The organism is Cystobacter fuscus DSM 2262, from assembly GCF_000335475.2.
Taxonomy (GTDB): Bacteria; Myxococcota; Myxococcia; order Myxococcales; family Myxococcaceae; genus Cystobacter; species Cystobacter fuscus.
This window is the reverse complement of the sequence record NZ_ANAH02000005.1, coordinates 541,023-555,192: the sequence shown is the minus strand read 5'-3', so window position 1 is coordinate 555,192 and position 14,170 is coordinate 541,023. Positions and strand designations below refer to the sequence as shown.

The following is a 14,170-nucleotide window of genomic DNA, read 5'->3' as shown; positions in this document are numbered from 1 at the left end:
TTCGCGGCCGCCGGCGTGCCGCGCTAGATGCCGTTCTTGGCCGTCACCGCCGGCGCTGGCGTGACGACCTTGCCCTGCTTGTAGTCCTGCAGTTCCGCCACCACCGCGCCCAGGGCGAGCTCCGCCTCGATGCGCACGGGCAGGTGCCGCGCGTCCGCCGTCAACCAGGCCACCATGTCGCGCTTGGAGGCCATGTTGCCGGAGAACTCGGTGTGCACGCGCAGCCGCAACACCTCCTGGCTCCCCTGCGCCGTGGTGAGCGTTTCCTTCGCTTCCACCTTCGCCTTCATCACGAAGTTCTTCGAGCCGGTGAAGACGGGATAGGTGTACTCCTGGCCCACCTCCAGCACGCGGTTGCGCAGCGCGAAGGTCGCCCCGGTCACGTCGAGCGCGCCCTCGAGCACCTCGAGGTTCTTCTCCGAGGGGGCCTCGCCTTCCTTCTGCTTCACCACCTGGGCGCTCCGGCCATCGTCGCTCAGCTTCACGCGCACGCGGCGGCGCTTGTGGTTCTGGTCCTCGTGCATGTCCGAGCCCAGCACCCGCTGCGAGTTGAAGTCCCAGTAGCTGACGTACTTGTCCTTCACGGGCCACACGCCCGCCACCGCGTCCGACTTCGCCAGCGACACGATGGGCCACACGTCCTTGCCCCACTGCCGCATGGGGGCGCCCACCGTCACCTGCGCCGAGCCCGCCGTCATCCCAAGGTAGTGCACCCGGTAACTCGCTTGTTCACCGGGGCCGAACGCGGACACTCCCGTCGTCCCCTGGGCCAACGCCCCTCCCGCCCCCAGGAGGCTCAACAGCACGCCGCTGAACACTCCCTTGAACTGCTGATGCATCTGATGGCTCCTGGCTCGGTAACCCCGCCACCTGGCCAGTGGGCAGGTGCGGAAGGTAGGTAGCGGTATCCTGGCATGGCAACGCCTCGTCACCAGTCCGCCCACCGGCTGATTCCTCGTGGACGAATCGCCGGAGCCGCCATTCAATCCCGGATTGGTCCGGCCGTGTGCGTCTCACGCGGAGAGTGTGAGTTCCTGGCGGCACAGCTTCCGGCCAGCCAGGCCTCCCCCTCCCGGGCTCGCCGGGCTGCTAACGTCGCCCGGCTGGCCCAGGAGGGACGCGATGCCGCTGGACTACTACGACGACGACGAGGACAAGGCCTCCGCGGGCAAGGGCGCCCGGAAGGACTTCGACTGCCCGGAGTGCTCCGCCAACAACCCGACCGATGACGCGCTCAAGGACGGGCAGGAAGTGATGTGCAACTACTGCGGCTGCTCCTTCCTGGTGAAGGCCACGGACGACGGCCGCTTCAAGTTCCGGGAAATCTGAGCCCCCGGAGGCCTCACGCGCGCTCGCCGAAGAGGGCGGTGCCCACCCGGACCAGGGTGGCTCCCTCCTCGATGGCGAGCTCGTAGTCATGGGTGGTCCCCATGGACAGGCCCGGCAGTCCATGGCGCTCCGCCAACGCCCGCAGGGCGCGGAAGTAGCCGCGCGCCACCTGCTCGTCGTCGGTGGGAGGTGGCAGCGACATGAGGCCGTCGATCCGCAGCCCGGGCAGGGCGCGCACGGTCTTCAGGAAGGACTCCACCTGCTCGGGCGCGAGACCACTCTTGCTGGCTTCCCCGCCCACGTTCACCTCCACATGGCAGGGCAGGGGAGCCTCCAGCCGGCGCCGCGACAGCTCCTCGGCCACCTCCAGCCGCTCCAGCGCGTGGTAGGCGTGCGCCGCCTTCGCCACGTACTTCACCTTGTTCGTCTGCAGGGGGCCAATGGCGTGCCAGCGCAGCTCCTTCAGGTCCGCCAGCTCCGCGGCCTTGTCCCGCAGCTCCTGGGCGTAGTTCTCCCCGAAGTCGCGCTGCCCCGCCGCGTATGCCTCGCGGATGAGCGCCGCCGGCTTGAGCTTGGACACGGCCACCAGGGTGACGGATCCGGGCGGCCGGCCCACCCGCGCACACGCCGCCGCCATCCGCTCGCGCACCTCCGCCAGGCGCTCCGCGATGCCGCTCATGACGCGCTCCAGGGAAGTACCACGCCCGCCCGGGCGAGCAGCTCGAGCGTCTCGCCCAACGGCAGGCCAATCACGTTGGTGGGGCTGCCCTCCACCGCCGCCACCAGGAAACCGCCCTTGCCCTGCATGGCGTAGCTGCCCGCCTTGTCCAGCGGCTCCCCCGTCCCCGCGTACCAGGCGATTTCACCGGGACCGAGGGTGCGGAAGGTGACGCGGGTGCGCACCAGGGTGGACTGCCCGGCGCCGGGGCCCGCGAGCGCCACGCCGGTATAGACTTCGTGGGTCCTGCCCGACAGCCGACCCAACATGTCGCGCGCCTCGGCGGCGTCCCGGGGTTTGCCGAGCAGTGCCTCTCCGAGCGACACGGTGGTATCCGCCGCGAGGACCCAGGCCTCCGGGTGCCGGAGCGCCACCACGCGGGCCTTCTCCTGGGCCAGCCGCAGCACGTAGGCGCCGGCGGGCTCGCCCGGCTGGGGGGTCTCGTCGATGTCCGCCGCGGAGACCTCGAAGGTGAGGCCGAGCTGACCGAGCAGCTCGCGCCGCCGCGGCGAGGCGGACGCGAGAACGAGCCGAGTTTGACCCACTGGTGTGTGCATGTTACGGCTCGCCTCTAGCAGAACTGCGCCCTGGAGTGGATCTGGATGAACTCCGCGGAACTCCTCGCGGCCATGACGCGTACGGTGGAGCAACTGGCCGCCTACAACGACATCGCCAAGGCGCTCACCTCGACGCTCGAGCTGCGCGAGGTACTCAACCTGATGATGGAGAAGATCCGCAGCCTGTTGCGTCCGCGCAACTGGTCGCTGCTCCTGCAGGACGAGCGCACGGGCAAGCTCTACTTCGAGATCGCCGTGGGCGAGGGCGCCGAGGTGCTCAAGGGCCTGCAGCTCGCGCCGGGCGAGGGCATCGCCGGCACCGCGTTCGCCACGGGGACGGCCCGGCTGGTGGAGGACGTGTCCCATGACCCGGCCTTCGCCTCGCGCTTCGACGACGCGTCCACCTTCCGCACCCGCTCCATCGTCGCCGTGCCGCTCATCGCGCGCGGCCAGGTGCTCGGCGTCATCGAGCTGGTCAACGGCGTCATCGACAGGCCCTTCACCCAGGAAGATTTGATGGCGCTCACCGCGATTGCCGACTTCGCGGCCATCGCCATCGAGAACGCGCGCAACTTCCGCCGGGTGCAGGAGCTCACCATCAAGGACGAGCACACGGGCGTCTACAATGCCCGGCACCTGCGCGCCCAGCTCGAGCACGAGGTGCGGCGCTCCCAGCGCTTCCACCACCCGGTGTCCCTCATCTTCCTGGATCTGGATCGCTTCAAGTCCATCAACGACGCCCACGGGCACCTGGTGGGCAGCGCCGTGCTGCGCGAGGTGGGCGAGCTGCTCATGTCCTGCTGCCGGCAGCTCGACTATGTCTTCCGCTATGGCGGCGACGAGTTCGCCCTGCTGCTCGTGGAGACGAGCACGGATGGGGCGGTGACGACCGCCACGCGCATCCGCGATGCCTTCCGCAAGCAAGTGTTCCAGCAGGCGGCGGAGCTGGAGCTCCGGGTGACGGCGAGTCTCGGGGTGGCCACCTACCCGGAGCACGCCCTGTCCGCGGTGGACCTCGTCCGGGCGGCGGACTTCGCCATGTACGCCGCCAAGGCCCGGGGCCGCGATGACATCTGCGTCGCCGTGCCCCAGGGGGAGCGGCCCTCCGGGGGGCCGGGCTCCATGATGGGCAAGAAATGAAACAGGGGGCGCTCCCCGGAATGGGAGACGCCCCCTGGGGTGGCGAGCCACGGAGCCCGCCGGGGCTCAGCCGCCGGCCACCTGATCGAGCGCGGCGGGGTTGGTCTCCACCTTGCCGCTCTTCTTCAGCGCCTTGATGAAGGAGTCGGCCACCTCGTACTGCTTGGCCTGCTGGGCCTGCTGGCGCAGCTCGTCGCGCTTCTCGGCGAACTTCGCATCATCCGGCAGCTGGCGCTCGGTCACCTGGGCCACGACGAAGCCCTCGCCCACGGGGTAGACCTGCTCGAGCACGCTCGGCCCCTGGGTGGCGAACACCGCGGTGAGCAGCTCCGGCGCCGGGCCGAGGTTGGGCACGTTGGGGCTGGCGGCGTTGAAGGTGTCCGTCTGCACCGCCTCCGGACGCGTCTCCTGCTCGAAGCGCAGGAGCGCCGGCTGGCCCTCCTTCTCCGGGGGGAACAGGGCGGTGAGCGTCTGGCCGCCCTTCACCGTGGCGAGCGCCTTGTCCGCCTCGACCCGGGCGAGCTCCTTGGCCTTGTCCTTCTTGTACAGGGTGGTGGCGATCTCGTCCTGCACCTCCTCGAGCTTCTTGTCCTGCGCCGGCTTCTTCTCCTCCACCTTCACCAGGTGGATGCCGTACTTCGTCTCCACGGGCTGGGTGAGCTTGCCGGGCTCGAGCGCGAAGGCGGCGTTGGCGAGCGCGGGCTCCCAGTTGCCCCGCTCCACCCAGCCGAGATCTCCCCCGCTGGCCTTGGTGCCCGGATCCTCGCTGCTCGTGCTCGCCACCTCGGCGAAGTCCTTGCCACCCTCGATCTCCTGGCGCAGCGCCTGGGCGCGCGCGAGCACCTGGGCCTTCTGCTCCGGCGTGGCGTCCGGGGCGAGCTTGAGGAGGATCTGCCGCGCGTGGACGCGCTCGGGCTGCTGGTACACGAAGCGGTTGGCCTCGTAGTACTCCTTGATGGCCTTCTCCTGGGCCTGCTTGTAGGCGGTCAGGTCCGCCGGGGTGGGGGCGGGGACCTTGTCGGCGTACATGGAGGGCAGGAAGCGGGCGAACACGACGCGGGCCTGGTTGCCCTCCTTGGCGAAGCGCGTGCGCACCTCGTCATCGGAGACGACCACGCCGGCCTGCACCACGCCGAGCAGCTTCTGCGCGGACAGCCGCTTGCGCAGGTCCTCCTCGTAGTCCGCGGGCGACTGGCGGAAGAAGTCGCGCAGCACCTGCTGGTAGGTGGCGTAGTCGAACTGGCCGTCCTTCTGGAAGTCCGGGCTGCGCTGCAGGATGCGGAGGATCTCCTCGTCCGACGCCCGCAGGCCCTGGCGCGCGGCGGCCTGGGCGAGCAGCTCCGTGTTCACCAGCCGGTCCAGCACCGTCTGGGGGAGACCGAACTGCCGGGCGACCGCCTCGGTGATGGGCTGGCCCTGCTGGCGCAGGTACTGCAACTGTCCGGCATACTCGCGGCGGAACTCGTTGATGGGGATTTCCTTGCCGTTGACCACCGCCGCGGCCGCGGGGGCGCCGGCGGGGTTCACGTCGCTGAACCCGTTGCTCCCCGGGCCGAACTGCACGGTGAACACCACCGCGATCGCGATGATGAAGAGGAGCGAGACGACCTTTCGGAGATCCAAAGAGCCCATGATGCCGTAACCGTTTCCGTACCTTGAAACGCGCCGATCAGCTCTTCCCGTGGAAGGTTTCGCGGCGCGCGTGTGTTGGGTGCCCGGTTCGGATGGTGGACGTTGTGACGCCCCCCACCGTGAAGACCTTGACTGCCTAGAGCAACACCCCGGAAAATGCAAGCGATTCAGAGTAGTTAGCGAGCCCCCCGACCCATCCGTCGCCCCCCCCTCTCCCACACGGACCTCCACGAAGTGCTGTCGCTTCTCAAGCGCTACCGGACCTTGCTGATCGTGAGTGCCCTCCTGCTCTACCCGTTCGGGGCCTTCCTGACGACGGGTGGCCGACGCGGGCGGGATCCCAATGTCGTGGACCGGCTCGTCATCGGACTGACGGCCCCCGTGCAGCGGGGGCTCGTGGGGCTCATCGACGGGGTGAAGGCCGTGGTGTTCGGCTACATCGACCTGCGCGAGGTGCGTCAGGAGAACGAGCAGTTGCGCGCGGAGAACCTCCAGTTGAGGGCGAGCGTGCACGCGCTGGGCGAGACGCGGATGGAGAACGAGCGGCTGCGCGGCCTGCTCGCCTACGCCGAGGCGTCGCCCGGGCCGGACATCCCCGCGCGGGTCATCGGGGTGAACCCGGTGGCCAAGCTGCTGTCGGTGCGCATCAACCGGGGCGAGTCGGACGGGGTGTTCCGCGGCATGTCGGTGGTGACGCCGGACGGCATCGTGGGCCAGGTGGTGCGCACGACGGGCGGGTGGGCGGACGTGGCGCTGGTGACGGACGTGCAGAGCCGGGTGGCCGCGCAGGTGCAGCGCTCGCGGGCGCGAGGCACGGCGGCGGGCGCCGGCAAGGGGCCGCTGCAATTGGAGAACATGTTGCGCATCGAGGACGTGCAGGAGGGAGATCTCATCATCACCTCGGGCACGGACGGCGTGTACCCGCCCGGGCTGGTGGTGGGCAAGGTGACGCGCCTGGAGAAGACGGAGCACGGCATGTTCCTGGGCGGTCACATCGTGCCCGCGGTGGACACCACGCGGCTGGAAGAGGTGCTCGTGCGCGGCAATCCCTTTGGCGCCAGCGCGCAGGGTGGCGCGGGTGAGGGGGGCGGACGATGAAGTTCCTCGTCACCCTGGCCCTCGCGCTGCTCTTGCTCACCCTGGAGTCGGTGCTGGTGCAGCAGCTCGGCCTGGCCATCAGCCGCATCGACGTGACGGTGGTGCTGGTGGCGTTCCTGGCGCTGCGCGCGAGCCTGCTCGAGGGCTCCTTCTCCGCCTTCGCGGTGGGCTACCTGCTGGACTTGATGAGTGGCCAGCCCACCGGGCTCTTCACCTTCCTGGCCGTCTTCACCTTCCTGGCGTGCAAGCTCGTGGTGCGCCTGACGGACGTGCGCAGCCGCGCGGCCTTCGTCCTCTTCGCCATGGGCGCGGACCTGGGCCATGGCGCCCTGGTGAGCTTCTTCACCTGGCTGACCATCAAGGATGGCTCGGCCTCGGCGCTGCTGCCGGGCCTGCCGCTGCAGGTGACGCTCACCGGCGTGGCGGCCGCGCTGCTCTATCCGCTGCTGCGCCGCTTCGAGGTGTCGCAGGATCGCTCTTCTTCCGCGGGGTTGCTGCGTTGACGCCTCCTACTCTGTCCGAGACGACTCCTGGGCGCGACCTCAGGCACCGCTTCCTCTGGCTGGGTCTGGCCATGGTGGCGGGCCTGACGGTGCTCTCCATCCAGCTCTACCGGCTGCAGATCACCCAGGGCGAGGAGTACGCCGCCAAGAGCGTGGCCAACTTCGTCAAGGAAGTGCGGCTGCGCGCCGACCGCGGCCTCATCATGGACCGGCGCGGCACCATCCTCGTGGACAGCCGCCCCTCCTTCGACGCCTTCGTCACCCCGGCCTTCTGCGCCCAGTGCTCCGAGGCGGTGCTGCCCCGCCTGGGTGAGCTGCTCGGGTGGGATGACGCCACGCGCAAGCGCATGGACGATCAGGTGCGCGTGGCGCGCCGCGCGGCGCCCTTCCTGCCGCTGCCCGTGCGCGTGGACCTCACGCGCGACGAGTACGATCGCATCAACGCCCGGCGCGACATCCTCGACGGCGTGGAAGTGGTGCCCGTGCCCCACCGCTACTACCGCACCGGCAGCGTGCTCTCGCACGTGCTCGGGTACATGAATGAAATCAACCCGGACGAGCTCGAGCGCCTGAACGCGGATGGAGCCCACTACGCCCTGGGGGACTACGTCGGGCGGCGCGGCCTGGAGCGCACCTTCGAGTCCACGCTGATCGGCACCGACGGCGTGCGCAAGGAGGTCGTCAACGCGCGGGGCCGGGTGCTCGAGGAGTTCAACGACAAGCTGGGCGAGGACTCGGTGGTGCCGTCGCGGCCGGGCAACAACCTGGTGCTGTCGCTCGACATGCGCCTGCAGGAGGAGGCCGAGCGCGCGTTTCCGGGCTCGGCGGGCGCCCTGGTGGTGGTGGACGTGAAGACGGGCTTCATCCGCGCGCTGGTGTCGCGCCCGGGCTTCGATCCCAACCTGCTCACCGGCCGCATCACCCCCGCGCAGATGGCGGCCTTGTCGAGGGATCCGCTCCAGCCGATGGTCAACCGCGTCTCGGCCAACCACTTCAGCCCTGGCTCCACCTTCAAGGTCATCTCCACCCTGGCCGCCTACAAGTCGGGCCTGTTCCGGCCGGAGTCGCTGGTCAACTGCACGGGCAGCTACCGGCTCGGCGCGCGCGCCTGGCGCTGCCACAAGGACAGCGGCCACGGGCCGGTCAACGGCAAGACGGCGTTGCAGTACTCGTGCGACTGGTGGTTCTACAAGGTGGCCGACACCATCGGGTTGGATCCCATCGCGGACATGGGCAAGGCCCTGGGCATGGGCTCCCCCACGGGCATCGGCGTGCTCGCCGAGGTGCCGGGGATCATGCCCTCCAGCGAGTACCACGACAAGGTCTCCCCCGGGGGCTACACCAAGGGCATGGCGCTCAACAGCGTCATGGGCCAGGGCGACGTGAACGCCACGCCGCTGCAGGTGGCCATGATGTACGCGGCCATCGCCAATGGCGGCACCCTGCTCAAGCCGCAGCTCGTCGAGCGCGTGGAGGGCCTGGATGGCGGGGTGCTCGAGAAGTTCGAGCCCCAGGTGGTGCGCACGGTGGAGATCCCCGAGGCGCACCGCAAGTCGGTGATGGAGGCGCTCGTGTCGGTGGTGCAGGAGCCGGGCGGCACGGCCTTCCGCTCGTGGCTGCCGTACCGCGAGCGGCTCGCGGGCATCACGGTGGCGGGCAAGACGGGCAGCGCCCAGGTGGCGGCGATCGGCGCGATTCGTCTCAAGGAACACCAGATGGACTTCTTCCAGCGCGACCACGCGTGGTTCGCGGCGGTGGCGCCCGCCAATGATCCGGAGATCGCCGTGGTGGTGCTCAACGAGCACGGAGGCCACGGTGGCGTGGACGCCGCGCCCGCCGGCATGGCGGTCATCACCCGGTACTTCGAGCTGAAGAAGGATGACGCGGCCCATGCGCCGCCGCGCCAGAGCACCCCCTATGTGCCGGGGCTGCCCACCACGCCGGCCCAGGACGGCGCGGCGCTCACCCGGGGCGCTGTCAAGGCCACCGGTGGGACGGGAGGCTCGGATGCAACTGCGGATTGAGCGGCGCATGCTGCCCCACGTGCCGTGGGGCCTCATCCTGAGCGTGCTCGCGCTGATGGGGCTGGGCATCTTCAACCTGGCCTCGGCCTCGCGCTCGCAGGCCTCGCCGGTGTGGACGAGCCAGGCGGTGTACGCGGGCGTCAGCGTCCTGGCCGCGCTCATCGTGTGCCTGGTGGACTACCGCGTCATCAAGAACCTGGCGCTGCCCATCTACGTGCTCAACATCGCGGCGCTGCTCGCGCTGCGAGTCATCGGCCACAAGGCCAAGGGCGCCGAGAGCTGGTTCGTGATCGGCCCCATCCGCATCCAGCCGGCGGAGTTCATGAAGATCGGCGTGCTGCTGATGCTCGCCAAGGTCTACCACGACGACTTCAAGCCCGGAGACGGCTCCTATGGCCTCAAGCGCCTGGTGAAGCCGGTGCTCGTCGTCATGGTGCCCACCGCGCTGGTGCTGGTGCAGCCGGACCTGGGCACCGCGCTGATGATCCTCCTGTCCTCGGCGACGGTCATCCTGTTCGGCAAGGTGCGCTGGTACCTGGTGGCGGTGCTGCTGGTGGGCTTCTTCGCCGGCGCGGGCATCATCTGGAACGACTACGTGCGGGACGTGCCCGAGCCGCGCACCACGATCGTGCGGCACATGCTCAAGCCGCACCAGAGCAAGCGCATCTCCGGGTGGTTGGATCCCGAGTCGGACCTGCGCGGCAGCGGCTACCACGCGGCCCAGTCGAAGATCGCCGTGGGCTCCGGAGGGCTGCACGGCAAGGGATGGAAGGAGGGGACCCAGACGGGCCTGTCCTTCCTGCCCGAGCAGCACACGGACTTCATCTTCTCCGTGTGGGCCGAGGAGCACGGCTTCGTCAAATGCGTGATGCTGCTGGTGCTCTACGGCTTCCTGTTCATCTTCGGGCTGGGCGTGGGGTTCACCGCGCGCGACCGCTTCGGCGCCTTCGTGGCCGTGGGCGTCGTGGCGATGATCTTCTGGCAGGTGTTCGAGAACATCGGCATGGTCATCGGCCTCTTGCCGGTGACGGGCATCACCCTGCCGCTGCTCAGCTACGGCGGCTCCTCGCTGGTGAGCGTCATGCTGTGCATCGGGCTGCTGGTGAACATCAGCATGCGCCGCCACATGTTCTGAGCTACAGCACGCGGCCGGTGAGGATGAGCGTGGCCACGGTGAAGTAGATGACGACGCCGGTGACGTCCACCAGCGTGGCCACGAAGGGGGCGGACGCGGTGGCGGGATCCAACCCGAGCCGCCGCAAGAGGAAGGGCAGCATCGAGCCGCACAGCGTGCCGAACGTCACCACGCCCACCACGCTCAGGCCCACCGCCATGCCCACCCAGGCGAAGTGCGGCCCGTAGAGCGACTCGTGCTCGGGCCAGACGAGGATGCGCAGGAAGCCCAGCGCCCCGAGGAAGACGCCCAGCGCCACGCCACTGGTCATCTCCCGCGCGGCGACCTTCCACCAGTCCTGGAGCGTGACGTCGCGCACCGCCAGCGCGCGGATGATGAGCGAGGTGGCCTGGGAGCCCGAGTTGCCGCCCGAGGAGATGATGAGCGGCACGAAGGTGCCGAGGAACACCGCCTGGGCGATGGCGTCCTGGTAGTGCGCCATGGCGGTGGCGGTGAACATCTGCCCCACGAAGAGCACCGTCAGCCACCCCACGCGCTTCTGCAACATGCCCAGGATGCCGATGTCCAGGTAGGGCGCCTCCAGGGCCTCCATACCGCCGATGCGCTGGATGTCCTCGGTGGCCTCCTCCTCGGCCGCGTCCAGCACGTCGTCCACCGTGATGATGCCCACCAGCACGCCCCGCGAGTCCGTCACCGGCAGCGCCACCCGGTCGTACTTCTCGAACAGGCTGATGAACTCCTCGCGGTCCGCCGTGGCCGGGATGCTCACGAGCTGCCGATCATGGATGTCCGTCACCGGCGTGGAGGGCGCCGCGAGCACCAGCGACGCGAGCCGCACGTCGTCCAAGAGCCGGCCCTTCTCGTCCACGATGTAGAGCACCGCCAGCGTCTCGCGGCCCTGGCCGTGGGTGCGCACGTACTCGAGCGCCTCCCCCGCGGTGAGGTTGCCCGGCAGCGTGAGGTACTCGGGCGTCATGTAGCGCCCGGCGCTCTTCTCCGGATAGCCCAGCAGGGTGCGCGCCAGCTTGAGTTGCTCGGGCGACAGCGACGTGAGGATCCGCTTGGTGACTTCCGCCGGCAGCTCCTCCAACAGGCGCGTGCGATCGTCCGGCGCCATCTCGTCGAGCAGGTTCTTGAGCTGTTCGCGGCCCAGCGTGTCGACGATCTCCGTCTGCTGCGAGGGCGGCAGGTACTCGAACACCAGCGCCGCCGAGTCCCGGGGCAGCAGCCGGAAGAGGATGCCGCTCTCGTCGGCGGGGAGATCCTCGATCACCTCGGCCATGTCCGCCGGGTCCATGTCCGAGAACGCATCGCGCAGCGCGTTCCAGTCCTTGGCGGCGATGAGCGCGTCGAACTCGGGCTTCAGGAGGTTTCCCAACATCTCAAGACTCCACGCGCGGACGAAGTGGCGCATGGTGTATGAATCCCGGCGCCGGGGGTATGCAAATCTGTCCGGGTCCCCCAGGAGGTAGAAGATGGAGCGCAAGGGCTCGAGAAAGAAGGTTCCCGCCCAGGCCGTGGCCCCCGAGCAACCGGCGGCCGCCCCGCCGCCCCCCGTGGTCCGGCCCGAGCCGCCGCGCACGGTGGTGCCTCCCCGGCCCGAGCCCCGGGCGGAACCCTTCTGGCGTCCAGCGTCCTCGCTGCCCGCCGCGCGTCCCGGGTCTCCCTCCCGCTTCTCGCCGACCCCCATCGCCGCGCGCAGTCCCTCCGCTCCCATCATCGGGGTGGGGAGCGAGGAGGAAGTGGAGCACCGGCGCTTTCCCCGCGCGCAACTCGCCACGAGCTTCGAGTTGTGGATCGACGAGGGGGGAGCGAGGCGCTTCACGGCCACGCTGCGCTCGGTGAACGTGAGCGTGGGGGGGGCCTTCCTGGAGAGCACCTTCTTCCTGCCCCTGTCCACGGAGCTCCGGGTGCGCTTCTCCCTGGCGCCCGGGGCCGCGCCCGTGGAGGCCCGGGCCCTCGTGGTGCGTGAGCAACGGCCGATGCGGGACGGGATGCCCTCCGGCTTCGGCATCCATTTCGAGGAGTTCTACGGCCAGACGGAGGTGGCGCTGGCGCGGCTCTTCCTGGACCTGCGGCTGCGCGCGTTCGCGGAGGAGTACCTCGCCTCGCCCCGGGCCCGTGGGCTGTCCGACGGGCTGGAGCGGGTGGTGGACGCACTCGCCGCGTGGGAGTTGCTCAAGGCCCAGACGTCCACGGACCTGTGGCGGGGCGAGTGAGTCCCGCGCGGAGCCCCGAAGGCAACCCCCCAGGGGAAGCTCAAGGGGTGCTCCGCGCGGAGGACGGCGGGAACTACAGGGCCTTCTTCACGGCCTCTTCGATCTTCGACCGGGGCACGGAGCCGACGATCTGATCCACCACCTTGCCGCCCTTGAAGACGAGCAGGGTGGGGATGGAGCGGATGCCGTACTGCTGGGGGGTGTCCTGGTTCTGGTCGATGTCGATCTTGGCCACCTTGAGCTGGCCCTTGTACTGGGTGGCCAGCGCGTCGATGGCGGGCGCGATGGCGCGGCACGGGGCGCACCACGTGGCCCAGAAATCCACCAGCACGGGCTGGGTGGAATCCAGCACTTCCTTCTTGAAATCCCCATCTCCAACAGTCAACACGTCAGCGCCTGCCATGGTGTCTCCTCTCGCTCGTGGGCCGCTTCGGCTGGCGCGTCCTCTAATACGCGCCTACCTGGCCTGCAAGCATGGGACCTCGCCGGGTCCATTGCCTGCCTACGTAGATGCGGACGGGGCTCGGACGTCGCACCCCATCCGCCTCCGTGTGGTAGTTGGCACTTCGGCCCAGGGCCGGGCGGTGTAGAATGGGACCTTCATGAAGCTCTTCCTTCCCCAGACCCAGCTCGAGGAGTGGGCGCTGGAAGACAAAGCGGACGTCAAGGACGGGGTCCTGGTGGTGACGGGTGAGCCGGGTGTGTACCCGGTGGTGCCCGCCGTCCACATCGTCCAGTTGGTTACGGGCGAGGACACCAACCGCCTGGTGTCCAAGGTGAAGACGGAGGAGCAGCTCGAGTCCCTGGGGGCCGAGCAGATGGCCGACTCCGTGTTGCTCGGAGAGACGGCATATGAGGTGGTCCCCGGTTATGTAGCCGAGGTTCCATCCCCCTCGGATGCTTCCTCGGAGGACGGCAAGGCAGGCTCGGAGACGGACCTGCTCGCCGCATTTCTTTTGAACAAAATGGGCTGACGCGCTCAGTCCAGTGGGTTGTTAGCCGCCATGAACCACGCGTTGGTCTCACTCGCCTGCCACGCCTATGTCGTCGCGGCGCTCGTCTATCTGGTGTACCTCGTCCGCCAATGGGAAGCGCTGGCGACCGCGGGCCGCGTGCTCGTGGGCACCGGGCTGGTGCTGCACGGAGTGGCCCTCTTCGGGCTCTTCGGCGCCCAGGGAGGCCGCCCGGTGGGAATGGCCCAGGGCTTCTCCACCTTCGCCTTCCTGCTGCTGGCCATCTTCCTGGTGGTGGATGTGCGCTACCGCCGGCCGGTGATGGGGGCCTTCATCACTCCCCTGGCGGTGGCGGTGCTCCTGCCGGGGCTGTTGCTGGATGGGGGCACGCCCCTGCCGCCGTACGTGCAGCGGCCCCTGTTGCCCGTGCACATCACCATCGCCCTGTTGGGCGTGGCCGCCTCGGCGGTGGCCGCGGGCGTGGCGGGCATGTACCTGCTCATGGAGCGGCAGGTGAAGGGCAAGCGCTTCGGCCTGCTCTTCGCGCGCCTGCCCTCGCTCGAGTTCCTCGACACCCTCAACCGCCAGCTCGTGGTGGTGGGCTTCATCGCGCTGTCGGTGACGCTGGTGACCGGGGCCTTCTTCTCCAGCGCGGCGCCGGGCTTCGTCTGGTCCTGGCAGTCCAAGCAGATCGCCACCCTGGTGGCCTGGGTCGTCTTCGCCGCGCTCGTCAGCGCGCGCTCCTTCGGGGGGTGGCGGGGCCGGCGTGTCGCGCTGCTGACCATGACGGGGTTTGGCTTGTTGCTGCTGTGTTTCCTGTCGTCGTACGACTTCACGCACGTGGGTGGAGGCTGGCGCTAGC

Annotated in this window: 15 protein-coding genes; 9 read left to right on the top strand and 6 right to left on the bottom strand. The window is 69.3% G+C overall.

Annotated elements, in window-relative coordinates; genetic code table 11:
- Positions 1-23: 23 nt before the first annotated feature.
- Entirely contained in the window at positions 24-839 is an 816-nt protein-coding gene (locus tag D187_RS09830) for a DUF3108 domain-containing protein (protein WP_002625121.1), read from the bottom strand.
- A 283-nt stretch (positions 840-1,122) separates the two neighbouring features.
- On the opposite strand from D187_RS09830, the gene D187_RS09825 reads away from it, so the two are divergent.
- Positions 1,123-1,329, top strand: coding sequence for a hypothetical protein (locus D187_RS09825; protein WP_002625120.1), 207 nt, complete (start codon positions 1,123-1,125; stop codon positions 1,327-1,329).
- Positions 1,330-1,342: 13 nt separating this feature from the next.
- Here D187_RS09825 and D187_RS09820 read toward each other — a convergent pair whose 3' ends face one another.
- Positions 1,343-2,008: a YggS family pyridoxal phosphate-dependent enzyme gene (locus D187_RS09820; RefSeq protein ID WP_002625119.1), complete on the bottom strand. Its 666-nt coding sequence runs from the start codon at positions 2,006-2,008 to the stop codon at positions 1,343-1,345.
- Positions 2,005-2,604: a Maf family protein gene (locus tag D187_RS09815; RefSeq protein ID WP_002625118.1), complete on the bottom strand. Its 600-nt coding sequence runs from the start codon at positions 2,602-2,604 to the stop codon at positions 2,005-2,007. Before D187_RS09815 ends, D187_RS09820 begins: the two co-directional genes overlap by 4 nt.
- A gap of 45 nt (positions 2,605-2,649) precedes the next feature.
- On the opposite strand from D187_RS09815, the gene D187_RS09810 reads away from it, so the two are divergent.
- A complete protein-coding gene (locus D187_RS09810; RefSeq protein ID WP_002625117.1) occupies positions 2,650-3,744 on the top strand; it encodes a GGDEF domain-containing protein in 1,095 nt (364 codons plus the stop codon).
- 66 nt (positions 3,745-3,810) lie between these two features.
- Here the strand turns inward: D187_RS09810 and D187_RS09805 are convergent, their stop codons facing one another.
- Entirely contained in the window at positions 3,811-5,376 is a 1,566-nt protein-coding gene (locus D187_RS09805) for a peptidylprolyl isomerase (RefSeq protein ID WP_002625116.1), read from the bottom strand.
- Between the two features lie 234 nt (positions 5,377-5,610).
- Here D187_RS09805 and mreC point away from each other — a divergent pair, with 234 nt between their 5' ends.
- Genes mreC through rodA form a run of 4 tightly spaced genes read left to right on the top strand, consistent with a single transcriptional unit; the run spans position 5,611 to position 10,136 of the window.
- Positions 5,611-6,474, top strand: coding sequence for a rod shape-determining protein MreC (gene mreC / locus D187_RS09800; protein WP_002625115.1), 864 nt, complete (start codon positions 5,611-5,613; stop codon positions 6,472-6,474).
- Positions 6,471-6,977: a hypothetical protein gene (locus tag D187_RS09795; RefSeq protein ID WP_002625114.1), complete on the top strand. Its 507-nt coding sequence runs from the start codon at positions 6,471-6,473 to the stop codon at positions 6,975-6,977. The genes mreC and D187_RS09795 overlap by 4 nt, the downstream gene beginning before the upstream one ends.
- On the top strand, positions 6,974-9,001 hold the full coding sequence (gene mrdA, locus D187_RS09790; protein ID WP_002625113.1) for a penicillin-binding protein 2: 2,028 nt from the start codon (positions 6,974-6,976) through the stop codon (positions 8,999-9,001). The genes D187_RS09795 and mrdA overlap by 4 nt, the downstream gene beginning before the upstream one ends.
- Entirely contained in the window at positions 8,985-10,136 is a 1,152-nt protein-coding gene (rodA, locus tag D187_RS09785) for a rod shape-determining protein RodA (protein WP_002625112.1), read from the top strand. Before mrdA ends, rodA begins: the two co-directional genes overlap by 17 nt.
- 1 nt (position 10,137) lies before the next feature.
- On the opposite strand, the gene mgtE is transcribed toward rodA, so the two are convergent.
- Positions 10,138-11,517 (bottom strand): magnesium transporter, encoded by a 1,380-nt coding sequence (gene mgtE, locus D187_RS09780; RefSeq protein WP_002625111.1) that lies wholly within the window; start codon positions 11,515-11,517, stop codon positions 10,138-10,140.
- 94 nt (positions 11,518-11,611) lie between these two features.
- On the opposite strand from mgtE, the gene D187_RS09775 reads away from it, so the two are divergent.
- Complete coding sequence (locus tag D187_RS09775; RefSeq protein WP_002625110.1) at positions 11,612-12,355, top strand: PilZ domain-containing protein; 744 nt, start codon at positions 11,612-11,614, stop codon at positions 12,353-12,355.
- 73 nt (positions 12,356-12,428) lie between these two features.
- Here D187_RS09775 and trxA read toward each other — a convergent pair whose 3' ends face one another.
- Positions 12,429-12,758, bottom strand: a complete 330-nt coding sequence (gene trxA, locus D187_RS09770; RefSeq protein WP_002625109.1) for a thioredoxin — start codon at positions 12,756-12,758, stop codon at positions 12,429-12,431.
- Between the two features lie 199 nt (positions 12,759-12,957).
- Here trxA and D187_RS09765 point away from each other — a divergent pair, with 199 nt between their 5' ends.
- Together D187_RS09765 and D187_RS09760 are read left to right on the top strand one after the other, a co-directional pair.
- The gene (locus D187_RS09765) at positions 12,958-13,329 is read left to right on the top strand and encodes a hypothetical protein (RefSeq protein WP_002625108.1); all 372 of its coding nucleotides are present in this window, start codon (positions 12,958-12,960) and stop codon (positions 13,327-13,329) included.
- Positions 13,330-13,359: 30 nt separating this feature from the next.
- Positions 13,360-14,169, top strand: coding sequence for a cytochrome C assembly family protein (locus D187_RS09760; RefSeq protein WP_002625107.1), 810 nt, complete (start codon positions 13,360-13,362; stop codon positions 14,167-14,169).
- Position 14,170: the final 1 nt, after the last annotated feature.